General features: G+C 45.7%; 15 protein-coding genes. 11 read left to right on the forward strand and 4 right to left on the reverse strand.

Features of this window, described 5'->3' with window-relative positions:
• The first annotated feature begins 11 nt into the window (after nucleotides 1–11).
• The gene (locus tag NSU15_RS08285; protein WP_339289860.1) at nucleotides 12–2,084 is read left to right on the forward strand and encodes a methyl-accepting chemotaxis protein; all 2,073 of its coding nucleotides are present in this window, start codon (nucleotides 12–14) and stop codon (nucleotides 2,082–2,084) included.
• 655 nt (nucleotides 2,085–2,739) lie between these two features.
• Complete coding sequence (locus tag NSU15_RS08290) at nucleotides 2,740–4,548, forward strand: penicillin-binding protein 2 (RefSeq protein ID WP_339289861.1); 1,809 nt, start codon at nucleotides 2,740–2,742, stop codon at nucleotides 4,546–4,548.
• Here the strand turns inward: NSU15_RS08290 and NSU15_RS08295 are convergent.
• Nucleotides 4,509–5,699, reverse strand: a complete 1,191-nt coding sequence (locus NSU15_RS08295; RefSeq protein ID WP_042125511.1) for an AI-2E family transporter — start codon at nucleotides 5,697–5,699, stop codon at nucleotides 4,509–4,511. The genes NSU15_RS08290 and NSU15_RS08295 overlap by 40 nt on opposite strands.
• Nucleotides 5,700–5,907: 208 nt before the next feature.
• On the opposite strand from NSU15_RS08295, the gene NSU15_RS08300 reads away from it, so the two are divergent.
• Entirely contained in the window at nucleotides 5,908–7,308 is a 1,401-nt protein-coding gene (locus NSU15_RS08300; protein ID WP_339289862.1) for a polysaccharide deacetylase family protein, read from the forward strand.
• A 168-nt stretch (nucleotides 7,309–7,476) separates the two neighbouring features.
• Here the strand turns inward: NSU15_RS08300 and ilvD are convergent, their stop codons facing one another.
• Together ilvD and NSU15_RS08310 are read right to left on the reverse strand one after the other, a co-directional pair.
• A complete protein-coding gene (gene ilvD / locus NSU15_RS08305; RefSeq protein ID WP_042125516.1) occupies nucleotides 7,477–9,162 on the reverse strand; it encodes a dihydroxy-acid dehydratase in 1,686 nt (561 codons plus the stop codon).
• Between the two features lie 316 nt (nucleotides 9,163–9,478).
• Nucleotides 9,479–10,519, reverse strand: coding sequence for a fucose 4-O-acetylase (locus NSU15_RS08310; RefSeq protein WP_042125518.1), 1,041 nt, complete (start codon nucleotides 10,517–10,519; stop codon nucleotides 9,479–9,481).
• A gap of 189 nt (nucleotides 10,520–10,708) precedes the next feature.
• Here NSU15_RS08310 and NSU15_RS08315 point away from each other — a divergent pair, with 189 nt between their 5' ends.
• Genes NSU15_RS08315 through NSU15_RS08325 form a run of 3 tightly spaced genes read left to right on the forward strand, consistent with a single transcriptional unit; the run spans nucleotide 10,709 to nucleotide 13,027 of the window.
• Nucleotides 10,709–11,449: an alpha/beta hydrolase gene (locus tag NSU15_RS08315; protein ID WP_339289863.1), complete on the forward strand. Its 741-nt coding sequence runs from the start codon at nucleotides 10,709–10,711 to the stop codon at nucleotides 11,447–11,449.
• Nucleotides 11,450–11,487: 38 nt separating this feature from the next.
• The gene (locus NSU15_RS08320; protein ID WP_339289864.1) at nucleotides 11,488–12,252 is read left to right on the forward strand and encodes an HAD-IA family hydrolase; all 765 of its coding nucleotides are present in this window, start codon (nucleotides 11,488–11,490) and stop codon (nucleotides 12,250–12,252) included.
• Between the two features lie 34 nt (nucleotides 12,253–12,286).
• Nucleotides 12,287–13,027: an NAD-dependent protein deacylase gene (locus NSU15_RS08325; RefSeq protein WP_042125524.1), complete on the forward strand. Its 741-nt coding sequence runs from the start codon at nucleotides 12,287–12,289 to the stop codon at nucleotides 13,025–13,027.
• 93 nt (nucleotides 13,028–13,120) lie between these two features.
• On the opposite strand, the gene NSU15_RS08330 is transcribed toward NSU15_RS08325, so the two are convergent.
• Nucleotides 13,121–13,987, reverse strand: coding sequence for an AraC family transcriptional regulator (locus NSU15_RS08330; RefSeq protein ID WP_042125526.1), 867 nt, complete (start codon nucleotides 13,985–13,987; stop codon nucleotides 13,121–13,123).
• A 218-nt stretch (nucleotides 13,988–14,205) separates the two neighbouring features.
• On the opposite strand from NSU15_RS08330, the gene NSU15_RS08335 reads away from it, so the two are divergent.
• The 5 genes from NSU15_RS08335 to NSU15_RS08355 all read left to right on the forward strand — a co-directional run bounded on the left by NSU15_RS08335 (nucleotide 14,206) and on the right by NSU15_RS08355 (nucleotide 20,230).
• Nucleotides 14,206–15,381: a galactokinase gene (locus NSU15_RS08335; protein ID WP_042125528.1), complete on the forward strand. Its 1,176-nt coding sequence runs from the start codon at nucleotides 14,206–14,208 to the stop codon at nucleotides 15,379–15,381.
• A 4-nt stretch (nucleotides 15,382–15,385) separates the two neighbouring features.
• A complete protein-coding gene (gene galE / locus NSU15_RS08340) occupies nucleotides 15,386–16,372 on the forward strand; it encodes a UDP-glucose 4-epimerase GalE (protein WP_042125530.1) in 987 nt (328 codons plus the stop codon).
• 49 nt (nucleotides 16,373–16,421) lie between these two features.
• Nucleotides 16,422–18,002, forward strand: coding sequence for a UDP-glucose--hexose-1-phosphate uridylyltransferase (locus NSU15_RS08345; RefSeq protein ID WP_339289865.1), 1,581 nt, complete (start codon nucleotides 16,422–16,424; stop codon nucleotides 18,000–18,002).
• Nucleotides 18,003–18,152: 150 nt separating this feature from the next.
• On the forward strand, nucleotides 18,153–19,316 hold the full coding sequence (locus tag NSU15_RS08350) for an iron-containing alcohol dehydrogenase (protein WP_076120837.1): 1,164 nt from the start codon (nucleotides 18,153–18,155) through the stop codon (nucleotides 19,314–19,316).
• A gap of 377 nt (nucleotides 19,317–19,693) precedes the next feature.
• Nucleotides 19,694–20,230 (forward strand): protease, encoded by a 537-nt coding sequence (locus NSU15_RS08355; RefSeq protein ID WP_076120836.1) that lies wholly within the window; start codon nucleotides 19,694–19,696, stop codon nucleotides 20,228–20,230.
• The last annotated feature ends 1 nt before the right edge of the window (nucleotide 20,231 follow it).

Below are 20,231 nucleotides of genomic sequence, written 5' to 3' on the forward strand. Positions count from 1 at the left end.
TGAATGATTAGATGAAAGTACAAGTGAAAAAAGAAAAAAGACGATTCCAGCTGCATCCATCCAAATCCATTGGGGTGCGGCTTTTTCTCATCTTCTTTGTTTCGACGATGGTGCTCGTGCTCTCGCTTGGCTACACTTCCTATTCCGTAGCAGAGCATACGATCGAGACGAATGCGCTGTCAGCCAATCAACAGACAGTCGTTCAAACCGCCGAGAAGTTTGATGTGGAATTGTTACGTTATGAGGATGGTCTAGGAAGAATCTTGTATGACAATGAAATTCAAAATGCACTCAAACAAGGGAATAATCCCACTACAAGTAATGAGGAACGTAAGGTACTGTCTAATCAGATTAGTGCGGAGCTAAATGATTGGCTCACTGCTTCAAACGGTGTGGAAGCCGTATACCTTATTCCGATGAATGAAGGTTTTCCAATTTCTTCGGCGGGTACAAAAGATAACGCTTTTATTGAGAGTTTCAAAGAATCCTCATGGTTTAAGCAGTTAGTGGAGAAGCCGCAGAGTGTATGGATTCCACGTGAGTTACAGGGCCAGGAAGGAAATACGTCAGGTGTTTTCCATTTGGCTAAATCGATTGCCGGTGATTCTAAAAGCTCGGGATACATAGTCATTAGTGATATCAGAATTAGCGAATTAGAAAATCAGCTTCGTAAAGTAGATCTTGGAGCAGGCTCCTACATGCAATTGCTGACAAATAAGGATGAATTGATTGCCTCTTCTCAGCAAGTGGGGACGGACACATATTTGAATCTGGGAGGAACGCTTCTGGGGGGGCTGCAGAATACAGCAGGGTCATTGCCAACAAAGGATGAGAAGGGGAAATCCATATTAGCAGTCTATGGAACACTAGAAACCTCGGGATGGCGATTACTTGGTGTTGTACCCGCTGAGAACTTGACGAAAGACGCGCTGCGTATTCTCAAGACTACCTATCTTATCGTAGCTGTAGCGGCAGTTATCGCGATTCTGATTGGGTACTGGATGGTAAGAATGGTATCTCGTCCGTTGACCAGACTTAAGAATCTGATGTCTGAGGGAGCCGAAGGGAATCTAGGAGTGCGTACGAATATCACCTCACGTGATGAAATCGGTCAGTTATCCAGCTCTTTTAACATGATGATGGAACGGATAACAGAGCTGGTTATTCATACGAATGAAATAGCTCAGAAGGTACTGGAAACCGCCGATGAGCTTAGCGGTGTATCACGTAAGACAGCTGATGCAGCCATGGATATTGCCGCGGCCACGGAAGAAATTGCGGGTGGTGCTGGAAGTCTAGCCTTGGAAGCTGATCGTGGCAATGAGTTGACGGGGCAAATTTCGGTACAGATGGATTTAGTCAATTCAGCTACTCACGAGATGGATCATACTGCACACAGCATCGGCGAACTCAGTGAGGAAGGTTTCAACAGATTGAAAGAATTACTTAATGAGACGAATAGGACGGGCCTGAAGACGAATCAGCTTGTGATGAAGGTTAACGAGCTGACAGAAACGGCATCTTCCGTTATGAAGGTTCTTAATGTGATGCAAAATATTACTCAGCAGACGAATGTCTTGTCTCTGAATGCCACCATTGAAGCAGCAAGAGCAGGCGAGGCTGGACGCGGATTCATGGTGGTAGCTGATGAAATACGCCAGCTTGCTGATCAATCGAAAGAGTCTATTGCTGTTGTGGCAGAAATAACAGATACCGTAATGAGAGATATGAACGAGACAGTTGTGGTTCTATCAGAAGTTGCACCGCTTTTTAATCAGCAAATGACCTCCGTGCAGAGCACTAGCGATATCTTCGTATCTGTACAGGATCAGATGCAGCATTTTATCGCACGTCTGAATGCTGTAACTGTGTCGATGGACAGCCTGAGCCAATCGCAAAAGGTTCTATCCGATTCGATGAGCAACGTAAGCTCAATAGCTGAGGAATCATCAGCTGCATCTCAAGAGGTTGCCTCACTCAGTGGAGAGCAACAAAGTGTAAGTGATCATTTGGTAGAGCTTTCTTTGAAGCTGGAGGATGCATCCTTGCAGTTAAAGGAGAAATTATCGAAGTTCAGCGTGTAGAGTAGTCTTAACAGAATACTAAATTAAAGAACCGCTTATTCCTTTAGGAGAAGCGGTTCTTTGTTTTGAGCGGCATGAAGCCAGTATAAAATAATCCAGATGCATCTGAAGATAGTCTAGATAAGCCCGAGAAACGACCCTACGAACCTACTGATCTGAAGGCAAACATTACGTTACATTGCAGATAGTACAATAGAAAACGCCATTTCCGCTCATAAAATAACATCTACTGCACTCTGTGCAATCAAACTACTGGAAATATGCTATTAAAGGGCATTTTTCATTTATTGGTTGTACAAAATACAAACGAATTACAATTCAGCACGATTTTTAAAATTCTGCTGCACAAAATACAACGACTCTACCAGAAAATAAACATTACACATCAATTGCTTATGTGTAACGGACTCAGATGCAGCTATTTGTGCATTTTGCTGCTTATGGGGTGAGTTGCGGACTCGAGAGTCCGAACGCTTTACTGGTGAGGTGATAAATGAAACAGAAGGACAAACGCTTACCGTCCCTACAAGGACGACGTAGGCGTTTTTGTTTGGAAAAAAATTTTTGCTACTGATGTTGTGAAGGCAAATTTATGGCGATTCTAATGGATGTAGGTGGGACATAATAGTGTGGAGTCTGATCAGGAGGGAAGACATTGCGTAATAACAAACACCGGCGTGTATTCAGCGGTCTTCTTATTTTATCTGCGGCTGTAGCCGTGTTGATCCTTAGGCTGGCGTGGGTTCAACTAATTATGAAGGAACAGACGGTTCCTGGAACAAAATATACACTTGCGAAGATGGCGGAAATTCAAAGTGAACGGGAGACGGTACTGGACAGTGGTCGGGGACGTCTGTATGACCGCAAGAATGAACCCCTTGCCGGGGAAACTATTTGGACGGCGGCGTTTTTTCCACAGGAGGAGATGGCTAAGAAACCTGTGACGAAGGTTGTTTACGAAGAAGCGAAACCCATGCACCGAATGGCGGAGATTCTGGGTGTCAGCTATGAACAACTGCTGAATAAGCGTTCTTCGCTTAAAGAACCTTTACTTTGGCCATCTTCAGTGGGAAAAGAACCCCTCGCGTTGTCCCAGGCACAGGCAGAAGAAGTGAGTGCACTGGGGATTGACGGAGTAGGCGTGCTTCCTTTCGCACGCAGATATGATGGGAATTCTTCAGGTCGGCAATGGCTAGGCTATTTATCGGAAGCCACCATGCATGCTGGAGCTAAAGCCTCTCCTACGGGTCTTAGAGTTCCTATGACGGGAACGGACGGTTTAGAGAAGACATTAGAGCCTTTGCTTCAAGGGGTAGGACACACGGAAGCATATGTTCAAGTGGATGCGCGTGGGAATCGCCTTCCAGGCAGCCCCATCCAAGTTAAAGCACCGGGCAATCCTTATTTCCCTTTGTCTTTATATACAACGATTGATAAGAAGCTTCAGGAGGGGATTGAGGCGCTAGCGCTTAAATCCGGAATGAAGGAAGGAGCCATAGTGGTGTTAGACACCGGCACGGGAGATATTGAAGCCATGGTATCTTTACCCTTCTATAACCCAGAGAAGATATCTCCTCAAGGGGGGGAGTGGAATAACCGGGCGCTCCAGGCCGCCGTTCCTGGATCGATCTTCAAAATCGTTACAGCCGCCGCAGCGTTAGAAGCGGGTGTAACCTCCGCTGACGAGCTTTTTTATTGTTCAGGGCAATATGAGAAATATGGATTGTCTTGCCTGACAGGAAAGGGACACGGCCCCCTTACGCTGGCGCAAGGATTTGCCGTGTCCTGTAATACTGTATTTGCTGCTCTGGCAGAGCGATTGAGCGGTGTTCAGCTTCAATCAACAGCATTTGCGCTAGGACTTGGAAGAGATATTAGCTGGCAAGCCGAAAAGACGCTTGGGTTCCCACTTCTAAAACCACTAGCCGGCGAGCAAAAGGGGACCATCTTCACTACCTTACTTCCAGATGACAAGGGAGCCAGGGTACAGACTGCAATTGGACAGCGAGATGTGCAAGTCACACCTTTACAAGCAGCAAATCTAATCGTAACGCTACTGCATGGTGGGGAAGTAAGAGCGCCAAGAATCCTGCAGCGAGTCACATTTGCAAATGGACAGAAGCTGGAGGAGCTTCCGGGTCATCTGTCCCCATCCTCCGCAGGTAGGATCTCTAAGGCTACAGCCCGCCAGTTACTGTCCATGATGCGCAAAGTAGTGACGGAAGGCACCGGAACCCGTCTACAAAGCACACACTGGCCCGTTGCAGGTAAATCAGGGACGGCACAGACCCAAGTTAAGGGTATAGCACGCAACAATCAATGGTTTATCGGCTACGGTCCAGTGGATCACCCAAGATATGCTGTATCAGTTGCTGTAGAGAATGTCGCTCCGGACAGTCCGCATCTTGCCATTAAGCTGTTCGGTCAGATATTTGATTTGTTATCGGATTCGTCAGAAGCTTGAGTCTCCGGAGGAGCAGGAGTAGCCTTGCCCTTAGATGAAGGGCCGTTTGCGGCAAAGGGCGAAACGATAAACTCCTCTTGAGGCAAATAGATCCAGCTCTGAAGATATCCTTGTTGGATAAGCTCTTTGATTAGAATAAGCAGAATTGGCGACAGGATCAGACCGGCCATACCGAAAGCAGATGTGGACAGAATGACGAAGGACAGCATTAGAAAAGCTGACGAAACGCCAATCGAATTCCCGGTAATCTTAGGCTCAAGCAGTTGTCTTACAATCAGTACAATTGCGAGGAGTATGATTAGACCGATTGCTAAAGAGGTATTGCCAACAATGAACAGATAAATAATCCAAGGGACTAAAATCGTTGTTACACCTAGGAGCGGCAAGACATCAAATACAGCACAGATAAGCGCCATAGTGATTTCGTTACCGGTTCTTAGTATGAATAAGCCAACCAGTACGATAACAAAGGTAATGCTGATCAGAATAAGCTGAGCTTTTAAATAAGAGCCGATGGCTTTAAATACATTACCCTGCAAAAAGGCATAAGCGGTTTTAAATGTTTTTGGCATTTTGTCATGGGCGATTTTGCGCCAGTCTTTAATTTCCATACTAAGAAAAAATGCTAAAATAATGGCAATCCCAAAATTGGCCATGAAAGAGGAAAAGGATCCAAGAACACCGACCATGTATTTTAGAAAAGCAACAAGCCATCCAGTAAGGACATTCGTGGCATCTTTAAAGTATCCATTCACTTTGTCGGTAATATCAGGCGGCAGGCTATCGATTTTTTGCTGAAGGTAGGTTGTGAATTCCGCGAAATGTTGTTGTACCACATATGTATACTTAGGAAGATTATCTTGAAAGTGAAGCGCTTGGATCGTGACCAATAGCCCAGCACCAAATAACGTACCTAGAAGAACGATTAGAAACAGAAGCACTGAGATTGCCGAAGCGAATGGTTTGGCTAGCCCCCGTCGGTTCAAGAAACGGGCAAGTGGTTCAATAAGCAAAAATACAAAAAAAGATAGGAATACAGGTGCAGCTAACTGATACAATTTACTGAAGGCAAACATAACCAGATAGACCGTGAGGACAATTAATCCAATGTCGAAGAACGTGCGCCAATATTTTTTGTATAACGGCAGCATAGATATAAACAACTCCCTCTTTAAATTGTTGATAGGTCAGGTTGAATACATTGTACATGATTTTACTTAAAAAACGTCTATTTCTTTGATACATGTGTTAAAATAGGGGGTAACGTATTTTTTGTCTAATTTCACTTGGCCGTATCACAGGTTCTGCTTGCAGACGTAAGGCGAGCCAAAGTCAACTCTGGAAAAGCGAGGAATTCATATGCAGACTTTGCTGCTCTGGTTATTTTATATCTCATCTTTTTATGCTTTTATCCCGGGTATGATTAGCCGCATTTTTGGTTACCGTGTCTTTCGTAAAGGAACTGGGCTGAATGAGTTCGCGTTGACCTTTGACGATGGACCTGACCCTCGATTTACACCGTTACTCCTGGATTTATTGAAGAAGTATGATGCAAAAGCAACCTTTTTTGTAGTAGGATCTAACGCTGAACGTTATCCGGAGCTTATTAGGCGGATACATGCAGAGGGACATCTTATTGGAATTCATAATTATGTTCACAAGACGAACTGGCTCATGCGGCCCGCAACCGTTCGTCGGCAGATTCAGCGCACGAATGATATTATCTACAACATAATAGGCGAGCGTAGTACGTATTACCGTCCACCTTGGGGGATTGTCAATTTGTTCGATATTTCTAAGCGTCGCCAAGTTGAAATTGTTCTTTGGTCGGTAATGTTTGGCGATTGGCGTGAGAAGCTTGGTGCGCAGCGGCTCACCGAAAAAATGCTTGCCCGATTGAATCCCGGTGAAGTAATGCTGCTGCATGATAGCGGTACAACGCTGGGTGCCGATCCGGACGCACCCGAGAATATGCTTGTAGCCCTTGAACTGACGCTGCAGGAGGCCCAAAGAAGAGGACTGCGTAGCATTCGAGTGGATGACATGATCAAGATGGCGGAGAAATCACCGATTCGGCGTTTATCCTTTGGTAAACGAGTACTGGTAGGACTCTGGTTGGCTTGGGAGCAAGTATTTCAAGTATTGTTCCAGCTTAAGACGATTAACCCGGCGGATCCATTCATGCATTATCGAATGCGTAAATATCAGGGAGAGCCTGTTGAACTCGGTGATGGAACCCAGCTGAGAAAAGGCGATAAAATCATTGAGCTGCATATTGATAACAAGCAATTATTCGAAATAGGTATTCATTCTCGTTCTTCTGCTCAACTTGCGATTCGAATGATCCGCAGAATGGAGAAAGGGTTGCCAATGCTGGCGGAAGTCATTGCCAAGGATGTGGATCTTGCGCAAGCCAAAGCACTTTATGGGGTTAGTATGATAAACCGTGGGCCAGAGAAATTTGGCTTTAGTGTACATGATTTGCCGGATGGTTTATTCGCACGCTCCACCAAGTTTTACTTAAAGATCCTGTTAAGTGTGATTCATCCAGATGGTGGTGCTAGGCTCAAGGAGCGGAGTGAGGTCCTTGTACCGAAGCTAATCTTGATGCCTGTCTCAGAATTGCTCAAGAAGATGAATCAGCAACTGCCTCATGATGAAAGGTCAGTAAGAAAACGTAAACCACAGCAAGAGGAAGCCTTGTCGCTTAACGATTCACTTTCAGAAGTGGAATTACCAGGAGCAACAGTAACGAATTGATTCTTGATATTATTAGTCTTATATAATGAATGGCAATGTAGATGCCTCACAAACCAGAAATGGATTGTGGGGCATCTTTTCTTATGTCCAATAAAAAAGAGCAGTCCGACCATAGATTATCTAAGGTGAACTGCTCTTGTATGCTAGGAACAATTAGAACTAGGCGAATTAAATCTTCAGTACTGCACCGTTACTTGCGTTGGTAACCATTTTGGAATAGCGAGCCAGGTAACCAGTCTTAACTTTAGGCTCAAACTCTTTCCAGCCCGTACGGCGAACCGCCAATACTTCTTCGTCAACCAGCAGTTCAATCTTACGATTGTTGAGGTCGAGTTCAATGATGTCGCCATCCTCAACAAAAGCGATCGGGCCGCCTTCAGCAGCTTCTGGAGAAATATGACCGATACTGATTCCGCGGGAAGCCCCCGAGAAACGTCCGTCTGTAATCAGACCAACCTTAGCACCCAGACCCATGCCCACGATTTGTGAAGTAGGAGCTAGCATTTCCGGCATTCCCGGTCCACCCTTTGGACCTTCATAACGGATAACGACTACATGGCCTTCTTTAACCTTACCGTTAGCGATACCTTCGAGTGCGGATTCTTGGGAATCAAAGCAGATCGCAGGACCTTTGTGATATCCACCAACAGAAGCATCTACTGCACCTACTTTAATGATGGAACCTTCAGGAGCCAGGTTGCCGTATAGGACGGCGAGACCGCCTCTTTCGGAGTAAGGGTTATCGATCTTATGAATAACCGAAGTATCTTGGATCTCATGTCCGATTACGTTTTCGGCTAATGTTTTGCCGGTAACCGTCATGCAGTCTCCGTACAGAGCACCTGGTTTCTTCAGCAGTTCATTCAAGACGGCACTAACGCCGCCTGCGCGGTCCACATCTTCGATGAAAATATCGGATGCTGGAGCCAGCTTCGCCAAATAAGGAACACGGTTAGCCACTTCGTTAATACGTTCAAGCGGATAATCGATACCAGCTTCTTGAGCTAGCGCAAGGGTGTGCAGCACCGTATTGGTGGATCCGCCCATTGCCATATCCAGTGCAAAAGCGTTATCTAGGGATTCCTTAGTTACGATATCTCTTGGTTTAAGATCTAATTTAATCAATTCCATCAATTGAGTAGCAGATCTGCGTACAAATTCTCTACGCTCATCAGCTACAGCTAGGATGGTACCATTACCTGGCAATGCAAGTCCAAGTGCTTCTGCCAAGCAGTTCATGGAGTTGGCTGTGAACATTCCTGAACAAGATCCGCAGGTAGGACAACCGAATTGTTCTAATTCAAGCAGCTCAGCATCGTTGATTTTGCCGACTTGGTGAGCACCTACGCCCTCAAATACGGAGGTAAGGGAGAGTTTTTTACCTTTACTGTCTACGCCGGCTTTCATTGGTCCGCCGCTTACGAACATGGTTGGGATGTTGACACGCAGTGCGCCCATCATCATACCCGGTGTGATTTTATCGCAGTTAGGGATGCAGACCATGCCATCGAACCAATGCGCGGAAACTACAGTTTCCAAGGCGTCAGCGATGATCTCACGGCTTGGCAGTGAATAACGCATGCCGATATGTCCCATTGCGATACCGTCATCTACGCCGATCGTATTGAATTCGAAAGGAACGCCGCCAGCTTCACGAATCGCTTCCTTAACGATCTTACCGAACTCTTGCAGATGCACATGACCTGGAACAATATCAATATAGGAATTGCAGACCGCAATAAACGGCTTTCCGAAATCTTCTTCTTTTACTCCGGCTGCACGCAGGAGACTACGGTGTGGAGCACGGTCAAAGCCTTTTTTAATCATGTCTGAACGCATTTTCTTAGCTGCCATATTGACATTTCCCCCCTAAATAAATTGCAATGAAATATAGTGTCGCATTAACGCAATGAACTCCAAAGACCTGCGTATATACGGTTTATAGAATGAACGGGGACGAGCTTCCTAGAGAAGAAGGGCGAAGCCGATTCTATAAATAATGCCGCTGTTTTGGTATAAACGTTTCCCGCCTATAATGAACGGAGAAGTCATTGTTATTAGTGAGTCTATCACAAAGAGCACGTTTTTTCTACCGGACAATGTGAAGTTTCTGATGAGGAGACCAGCCTAAAATCGTATAAAAAAACCTATCCGCTAGGGGATAGGCCACTTATAATGAGCGCCTTAAGGCAACACGCTGCAGGGTGATCATCCAGCCAACGGGAGGCTCAACAATAGGATGCATCAGTCGTTTTACACTTGGTTGGGCTAAGAGAATGGTTAGTAAGATTGCGGAGAACACTAATAAGACGGCGCCTATAGAATGGTTGATATAGGAGTACAGGCCAGAAACGGCGGCAAAACGAATGATAAATCCGTGAAGTAGAAAAACATACAATGTACGGGAACCCCAGTCAGTCATCCGGCTGAGCAAGTAAGGAATCCACCCCATAAATGCTAGTGCAGCAGTGATTTGCAGACCGTAAACAGCTAACCGATAAACTCCTGCGTACCATTCATGAAGTCCAAGCTGCATGTAAGTCATACTTCCGTAAAGCCAGCCTATCGGGAACTCTGAGCCCCCAGATGCAAACAGAAGGAATAGAAGGATGGAGACTGCGGCAGCAGTGACTTTAATCTTTTTTTGAAAAAAGCGTAAAAAGGTCTGGAACGGAAAATGATAACCTAATACGAAAAATGGCAGGTATACGAAAGTACGGCTAATGCTGAACCATATGCCATCAAGCTGTAGGTATCCAATGGCAATTCCAGCAACGATAGCAAAAATGAATTGCATGGCAGGCGTCCATTTACGCATCCCGATCATTAGCAAACGCCAGAAGGCATGACTTGCCAGGAACCATAAGAGCAAATAGGGGGCGAAAAAAGAATGATGGATACCCTGTACGTGATATATGGCGGCGTCTAGCACAGAGTAGAGGCTTTGAAAAATAATGTACTGCAGTCCGATTTGCATGATTATGCGACGGCCTTGCGTCCCTGTAAGGTGTTTATTGGCAAAAAAGCCTGTAACGAGCACGAAGAGGGGCATATGGAAGCTGAAGATCCACAAATATAAGCTATGCAAGCTGCTCATTGAGCCTATCAGTGGTTCTATGGCGTTTCCAACGATTACAGTGACAATGAGAACAAAACGTAAATTTAGAAAAAAGGTCTTTCCAGGTGTGTCTAGCGAGTTATCCCCTACCATGACTTCCCCCCAAAGATGCTTGATGCTTTAATTTTAAAATACAAAATTTTCTTCGATTGAATTGTGAATTAACTCACTAGTGAAAGCGTTATCATGAGTACCAAATGTGGCGATGTGTTGAAGGTTGTTAGAATAGTGGGTTTCCACTATAATTTTCTTATACACAGTAACATCCGGGAGTGGAGCATATTGAAGAGAAGAATAAATAAGCGTCGTATTGGTTTAACTGTACTAATCATTCTTGTTATAGCCGGATTGCTGTTATGGAAATATTTAACTCCGTATGCACCAGCCGAACAAGCAGAAACTGCCCTGATTTCCAGTGGTGGAGTTACCGTCGAGCAGAATGACAACTGGATCTCGTTCGAACCTTCCATTACTAAAGGTGCCTCGATCATATTTTACCCTGGAACTCTGGTGAAACCAGAAGCTTATTCCCCGCTTGCGAAGGGCATTGCTGCTGCGGGACATCCTTTCTACATCGCCAAAATGCCGTTTAATTTAGCAGTAACAAAGGGCGATGCCGCAGAAGAGATTATTCGTGTACATCCGAAGCAATCTTTTGTTCTAGGTGGACATTCCCTTGGGGGCGTCATGGCGTCACGTTATGCAGTTGAGCATGCGGACCAGCTGGAAGGTGTATTTTTTCTAGCCTCTTATCCGGATGAAAAAGGTAGTCTACGAGAGACCACTTTGTCAGTATTGTCGCTGGTAGGGACTGAGGATCAAGTGATTGACAGAGACAGCTACAGTAAAGGGCGCTCTTATCTGCCGGATAATACGGTCTATAGTTCAATCGTCGGTGGTAATCACGCTCAGTTTGGAAGCTATGGACCTCAAAAGGGAGACGGGAATGCAACCATTTCTGAAGAAGAGCAGCAAAAAGAAACAGTGAGAGCTATGTTGGATTGGCTAGGGAATCTTAGGTAGTCTCCGGTTCGGTCTTTCCAACAAAGGGAGTGAGGATTATGCCATTATTACACATTAACGATGACTGCATTCCCTGTTCAGGAATATTGTTCGACAAAGATGGTACGCTATTGGATTTGTTAGCCACATGGGGGAATTGGGCCGAGCTTGTTCTTCGTGGAATAGAAAACCAGCTTACGGTTATGGGAACTGATTTTATTGTGGATCGAAGTAAAGTGCTTGGTACTCAGCATGATGCTGCAGGTAAGTTGATTGGTTATGATCCTGCAGGGCCGCTCACCATGGCTACAGAGGAAGAAAGTTATGGAGTGCTTGCCTGGCAGCTATATGCTGCGGGCGTGCCTTGGAATGAAGCGTTGACCCGTGTAAAGAGCATAGCGAAGGACGCAATGTATGAATTGCGCAGACGCCGCACGGCACAGCCGCTAGAAGGTCTTCATTCTTTTCTGGAACACTGCGCGGCTGCATCGCTGAAGCTAGGTGTGGTTACCTCAGATGGTGCAAAGACCACTCAGGAGCATCTGGATTGGCTTGGTATTGCGCATTATTTCGATTCGGTAGTTACAAGAGACAGAGTATTAAACGGAAAACCCGCACCTGAAATGGCTGAATTAGCCTGCCGGGAGCTGGGGCTGTCTCCTGAAGTGACGATTATTATTGGTGACAGTAATGCAGATATGCAATTGGGTAAAGGTGCAGGATTACGCCTCGCCGTTGGAATCTCCAACATGGGTGATGGAAATCACTTGATCGACGCAGATGTGATTATTTCTAGCTATAATGAGCTAAGGATCACCTACTGATCAGCATACTAATGGAAAGGATGTGCTACAACATATGGATCAATTGCAGACACTTGCTTCTTGGATTAAAGACTGTGACAATATCGTTTTTTTCGGAGGGGCAGGTACATCAACAGAGAGTGGAATCCCGGATTTCCGCTCGGCAGCGGGATTATACCAGACTCAGCACAATTCACCTTATCCGCCTGAAGTGATGCTGAGCCGAACTTTTTTTATGTCCTCACCGGACATTTTTTTTGATTTTTACCGTAGTAAAATGATTCATCCCGACGCTCGTCCGAATGGTGCTCATCAGCTGCTTGCAGAATTGGAACGTCAGGGCAAGCTTAAGGCTGTTATTACGCAAAATATTGATGGTTTGCACCAGCTGGCAGGCAGCCAAAAGGTACTTGAGCTGCATGGTTCCATTCATCGTAACCATTGCATGGACTGCTCACGTTATTACGGGTTGGAGCAGCTCCTAAGTTCCAATGAGATCGTCCCTCGCTGTCCTGAATGTGGTGGCATTATTAAGCCGGATGTTGTGTTATATGAAGAAGAATTAGATCACTCGGTGCTGGTGAATTCCGTTGAAGCGATAGCAGCTGCAGATATGCTTATGATTGGTGGCACCTCTCTTACGGTCCAGCCTGCGGCTAGTCTGGTTACTTATTTCAGGGGGAAACGTACGGTGCTGCTGAATGGCGACCCGACCCCCTATGATGATCGAGCTGATCTTCTGATTACAGATCGGATTGGGAAGGTACTCGGCAGTGTAAAGGATCTAATTGGTTAGAGAAGGAATAGTAATAGAGAAACAGCCCGGTTCCTTAAGCTAAGGAAGCCGGGCTGTTGTTGTAGAAGTGAATTTTTAAAAGTGAAAAGCCTCTTAAAGATCTGGCTTCTTTACATGTCTGGTCGTTGTGAGGCGGTAGGCAGTGGGTGACTGGGCGCAAAAGCGTTTAAATTGACGCGAGAAGTATAGGGCGTCAGTGAGTCCAACGGAAGCGGCAACCTGTTCGACAGACAGTTCTGGTCGCTCACGGAGCAGTTGTCTAGACTTCTCAATACGCAGCTTCAGCAAGTATGTTACCGGAGACAAACCGGTTTCTTGCTTGAACACACGGGAGAGATAGGCCCGGTTATAGCCAAGGGTATCACACATTTGTTCAATAGATACTGGATGAGCGTATTGGGAGGCCATGTAGTGGATCATTTGCTTCACAGTACGCTTAACCTGCGATTCAGCTCCGGGAAGACGGGAGAAAGAAGAGAGCAAATCTGCAGCTTCACCTACAATGAGATAAAGATATCCCAGAGAAGTTAGGTGGGCACTTTCTTTGTTTGCTTTGAAGGCTTGCATGATACTGGAAAGGGCACCTGGGATGACGCTGTCACCCGTTGTAGTCAACACAGGTTTTTGAGGTGTAAAGCCAGTCTGCAGCACAAGGTCGTCAGCCTCGCTCCCAGTAAAGGCTGCCCAGCGATAGCACCAGGGCTGTTCTTTATCCGAAACATAACTGACCAGCTGCCCTGGATGAATAAGGAAGCAGTCACCTTGTCCTAGTGTATATTGATGATGTTCAGTACGGAAAATACCTGAGCCTGACTCTATAAAGTGAAGTAAATAATAATCGTAAATCTTAGGGCCAGCTTGATGCATAGGAATCGTCTGACTTTGACCGGCAAACAATACATGGAGATTTTGTTTATCGTAATACACGGGATTGGATCCTACGGAATAAGTATGCTCCATATGGGACAGCCTTTCTTGTGTTATTGTCATTTTATGGCTTATAGTTTAGGGTGTATCATTTCTCTGTGTAATTATTATATTATGGGAAGTCACATTTATCCATACATTACACACATGATTGCATTATCAGAGGATCACTGATTACATTATAATGAATACATAAAGAACGCTTTACTAATTCCCACTGGCTGAAGCAGCGAAAGGATGGAGTGGCATTAATGAGCACACAGGAACTTAATAAGAAATTCATCGAAAAATACGGGGTAAGCGAGCAAGAGGCTCAAGTATTTTATGCACCAGGACGTGTCAATCTCATTGGAGAGCACTTGGATTACAACGGTGGATACGTGCTACCCGCAGCTTTGGAATTCGGTACAACTTTGATTGTTCGCCCACGCAGTGACAGCAAAGTGAATTTTGCATCTACTAATTTTCCTTATGAAGCATCTATTGATTATAGTGAAATTGGCAAGGCCAAAACGGGAGAATGGATCGACTATCCGGTTGGAGTAATGGTTGAATTGGAGAAGAAAAACACTCCAGTATCTAAAGGTTACGATCTGCTGTTCCATGGTGATATTCCGAATGGCGCAGGCTTGTCCTCATCGGCTTCTCTTGAAGTCGTGACTGCTTATGCTTTCCTGACGCTTGAAGGCGGCGACACGGATACCGTTGAGATTGCACTCTTGTCTCAGCGTGCTGAGAACCAGTACGTAGGTGTAAACTCCGGAATTATGGATCAGTTCGCAGTTGCTAATGGCAAACGAGATCATGCAATCCTGTTAATGTGCGATACGCTTGAATATAATCTGGTACCTTTCATCACAGGTGCTTACAAACTGGTTATCGGCAACACGAACAAACGCAGAGGACTTGTAGATTCCAAGTATAATGAGCGTCGTCAGCAGTGTGATGAGGCCTTGTCTATTTTGCAAAAAGAAGTGCCTTCACTAGCTTATCTGGCACAGCTCAACCGTGAACAATTCGAAGCACATCAAGATAAAATCACGGATGAAGTTGTTAGACGCCGCGCTCGCCATGTTGTGGAAGAGAATCAACGTGTACTAGATTCTGTTGAAGTATTAAAGAACAATGACCTGAAGCAGTTTGGTCAGTTCATGAATGACTCACATGCTTCCTTGCGCGACTTGTATGAAGTTAGCTGTGAAGAGCTAGATATTATGGTTGAAGAAGCACAGCGTATTCCGGGTACACTCGGTTCCCGTATGACTGGCGCAGGTTTCGGTGGTTGTACTGTATCCTTGGTACATGAAGATGATGTAGAACGTTTTATTCGTGAAGTAGGCGAGGCGTATACCACAAGATCTGGTTTGGTTGGTGAGTTCTACGTTTGCGGCATCGGTAATGGTGTCCAAGAATTGAAGGGAGTGTAATCAAATGGCGATTTTAGTAACAGGTGGAGCAGGTTATATCGGATCTCATACTGTAGCGGAGCTGTTGGATCGCGGCGAAGAAGTGGTAGTCATCGACAACTTGCTGACAGGGCATCGTGAGGCGCTATTGGGTGGCAAGCTGTACGAAGGCGATCTGCGTGATAAGGAGCTGCTGAGTAAGCTGTTTGCTGAGAACGAGATTGAGGCAGTCATTCATTTCGCGGCGAGCTCTTTGGTTGGTGAGAGCATGAAGGACCCCGTTAAGTATTATGACAACAACGTATACGGCACACAATGTCTTTTGGAAGCTATGCAAAAAGCTGGCGTGAACAAAATCGTATTCTCGTCCACAGCGGCAACCTATGGCGAACCGGAAAAAGTGCCGATTGAAGAAACTGACCGTACCGAGCCAGCTAACGTTTACGGCGAAACGAAGCTGACCATGGAACGCATGATGGCTTGGTTTGATAAAGTACTGGGTATCAAATATGTAGCGCTTCGTTACTTTAATGCTGCAGGTGCACATGCTAGTGGCAAAATCGGTGAAGACCACCGTCCGGAAAGTCATTTGGTTCCGCTGGTATTGCAAACCGCTTTGAAGCAACGGGAGAGCATCGCCGTGTTCGGAGACGACTACCCTACAGAAGACGGTACTTGCGTGCGCGATTACATTCATGTGAGTGATCTGGCTGATGCCCATGTTCGTGCAGTAACCTATCTTCGCAGCGGAAGCAACAGTAATATTTTCAACTTGGGGAATGGACTTGGCTTCTCGGTGAAACAGGTTATTGAAACAGCGAAGAAGGTTACAGGACTGGAAATCCCTGTAGTTATTCAAGAACGACGTGCTGGAGATCCGGCAGTGCTGGTAGCCTCCTCCGACAAAGCGCGCTCTATCCTTGGATGGAACCCTCAGCATGCTGACTTGGAAAATATCATTCAAAGCGCCTGGAACTGGCATTCTGCCAATCCGCAAGGATACGGAGAATAAGGGATTTAGCTCGAATTGAGCTTACGATCCTACTTAAGGAGAATTAAAAATGCACAACGAGAATAAGGTTACGCCTGCTGGCCAGAAAGCATTATATGCGATTGAGCAACTTGTTCTGTTCGCACTCCGCGAGCAGCTCATTGCACCATCCGATGAAGATTTTAGCCGTAATGTGCTGCTAGATCAGTTCGGATTTAGTGAGCCGTTCGTTGGCGAGGTCGATCAAAGTCCACTTACAGGTCCACAGGTTCCACTGGATGCACTGATTGATTATGGTTTTGAAATCGGGTTGATTCCAGAGAATAGCGACACTTACCGTGACTTGCTGGATGCTAAGATTATGGGGCTCTTAATGGCCCGTCCATCAGACGTAAATGCGGAGTTCAATCGTTTAGCTGCTGAAAAAGGCATCTCCGCGGCTACAGATCGCTTTTATAAATTAAGCATAGATTCCAACTATATCCGGATGGACCGGATTTCCAAGAACGTCTACTGGCTGCAAGATTCGCCTTATGGTGACATCGAGATGACAATCAATTTGTCCAAGCCTGAGAAAAGTCCGAAGGAAATTGCTATGGCCCGACTGCTCCCGCCGCCGGTCTATCCAAAATGTCTGCTGTGCCGTGAGAATGTTGGGTATGCTGGACGGGTTAACCATCCGCCGCGCCAGAACCTGCGTGTCATTCCGCTTCAGCTGAATAATGAGAAATGGCTCTTTCAATACTCGCCTTATGTTTACTACAACGAGCACTGTATTGTATTCCATCATGATCATGTACCAATGAAACTTACCAAGGATACCTTGAAGCGTCTGCTCAGCTTCGTGGAATCTTTCCCGCACTATTTTATTGGCTCGAATGCAGACTTGCCGATTGTTGGTGGATCGATTCTGACGCATGACCACTTTCAGGGTGGACGTCACACCTTCCCTATTCAGAAAGCACCTAAGGAAGATACGTTCACGCATGCTTCTTATCCGGGTGTCAGCATTAATATAGTAAAATGGCCTATGTCCGTATTACGTTTGAATGGTGGCGATCCAGAGGTATTGCTGGAATGTGGCAATGCACTTTATGAAGCTTGGAAGGCGTATAGTGATCCTGAAGCAGAAGTGTTGGCGTTCAGCGAAGTTGATGGTGAAGTGCAGCCTCATAATACCGTTACTCCTATCGTTCGTCGGGCAGAAGATGGCAGCTTCGAGATGGATCTCGTGCTGCGTAACAACCGGACTAACGAGCAATATCCTGAGGGAATTTTCCATCCCCATCGGGAGATGCACCACATCAAGAAAGAAAATATCGGCTTGATTGAGGTTATGGGACTCGCAATTCTGCCAGGTCGTCTGAAGGAAGAGCTCGATTCTATTGCGAGCATTCTTGCAGGAGATCAAGCACGATTAGAAGCGGTGAAGAACGATCCTAGTCATCCACTTGCGCAGCATGCTACTTGGGTTCAGGAGCTAGTAGAGCGTTTCGGAACGGCATTACAGCATGAAGAAGCCGTCAAGATTGTGCAGAACGAAGTCGGCATCAAGTTTACACATATTCTTGAACACGCGGGTGTCTATAAACGGACTCCGGAAGGGCAAGCTGCTTTCCGTCGTTTCGTGAAGAGCTTCGGCGCGATATAAAGTTTGAAAAGGGGATGTCCTTAAGCCTGTAGGCTTAAGGACATCCCTTTTTTGATGGTATTGAAGCTGCTCCATTTGAATGCGGCTATTCAGAGGTTTATAATACGAGTGAGCAAAACATTCTGAAATAACTAATGGAGGTTTACACATATGCGTAATTTTGATTTTTATAATCCTACCAAGTTGATTTTTGGACAGGGTACGCTGGAAGCGTTGAAGACTGAGGTTCCTAAGTACGGCAAGAATGTATTGTTGATGTACGGTGGCGGTAGTATTAAACGTAGCGGTCTGTACGATAAGGTAATGGCTGAGCTGAGTGCAATAGATGCTGTGGTAACTGAACTCTCAGGCGTAGAGCCGAATCCACGCCTTTCCACCGTACATAAAGGTGTAGAGCTGTGTCACGAGCATAAGATCGACCTCATCCTCGCTGTAGGCGGCGGTAGCGTGTTGGACTGCGCTAAAGCAGTTGCTGTTGGGGCGAAATATGATGGTGACATGTGGGACTTTGTTGAACGTAAGGCAGCTGCTCAAGACGCTCTCCCACTCGGTACAGTGCTGACGATGGCAGCTACAGGATCAGAAATGAATAGCGGCTCTGTAATCACCAACGAAGTGACCAAGGAAAAAATGGGCTGGGGCAGTATTCATGCATTTCCAGCATTTTCGATTCTTGACCCAGAGAACACCTTCACTCTGCCACGTGATCAGACGGTCTACGGCATGGTAGATATCATGTCTCATGTTCTGGAGCACTATTTCCATACTGATGGCAACACACCGGTACAAGACGGCTTCTGTGAGACTTTGCTACGTACGGTGATCGAAACCGCACCGAAGCTAATTGAAGATTTGAATAATTACGAACTGCGTGAGACGATCATGTACTGCGGTACTATGGCGCTTAATGGTATGGTTAGCATGGGGTTTGCTGGAGATTGGGCGACTCACAACATCGAGCACGCAGTTTCAGCCGTATATGACATTCCACATGGTGGAGGATTGGCCATTCTGTTCCCACAATGGATGAAGTATAACCTGGATACGAATCCTGCTCGTTTCCGCAAGCTTGCTGTAAATGTGTTTGGTGTTGATCCAGCTGGCAAGACGGATAAGGAAATTGGGCTGGAGGGTATTGAAGCTCTGCGTAGCTTCTGGGATTCCATTGGTGCGCCGAAGACACTCGCTGATTACGATATTGATGACAGCGAGATCGGCAGTATGGCTGACAAAGCTGTTCGTTTCGGACCGTTTGGTAACTTCCGTAAGCTTGATCGTGAAGATGTAGTAGAAATTTATAAAATGGCTCTGTAAGTAATTTCTTCAACGAAAGAGATTATCTGTCTTTATTCTAGAAGACGTAATTGAAAATCAAGGAAGCGATTCTCCTGTAATGGATGAATCGCTTCTTTGCGTTTAGGGGTCTAATGTGACTAGCTTCTCATACTATACTTTATCTGGACCTCGTCCGTTAAATATCATGTGAGTTTCCAGCAAAAAGGACTGCTTCCGCAGCCATTTAATCGTCTTTTGGAACGTCTTCCTATGTAATAAAAAAGTGCATATGTGAGCAAGCTTATCCTCAGAATGGAACTTTTTTGGGATAATATCCAAAGTTTGTGAAACCAAGGACCTACTTTGTACGTTTAATGTAATATGACAGTCCTGATTGAAGACAGGAGGAAGTAAGTATGGAAACGCTGTATTTAGGCTGCTTGGCGCTAGGCGTCATATTTGCCATAGTCAGCGTCCTGGTGGGCGATGTGATCGGAGATGCCTTACATGGGGTCTTTGATTTCGTATCTGTTGATTTTCTGAATCCCACCGTGCTGGCAGGAGGAATTACCGTGTTCGGCGGAGCGGGCCTTCTTCTTTCCCGGTACAGTGCTCTGGAAACTGGGGCGATCATTGCTTTGTCTTTGTTAACCGCCGCTTTTTTGGGAGTACTAATGTATCTAGGGGTTGTTAAGCCTATGGAAAAAAGTGAGATGTCCAATGGGTTCTCTATGAGTGATCTGCCTGGCAAGATCGGGGAAATCACAATTCCTGTTCCCGCCACGGGTTATGGTGAGATTATGGTAAAGTTTGGAGCCGGCAATAGCCTGCATACGGCAGCAAGCTTTGATCATGAGTTGCTTCCGGCAGGGATTAAAGTTGTTGTAGTGGAAGTTAGAGAAGGCGTTGCGTTGGTATCAGAATTCGAGAAGAGAAGAGGAGTGGATCTTTAAT

Origin of the sequence: Paenibacillus sp. FSL E2-0201 (assembly GCF_037963325.1) — a bacterium.
Taxonomy (GTDB): Bacteria; Bacillota; Bacilli; order Paenibacillales; family Paenibacillaceae; genus Paenibacillus_AQ.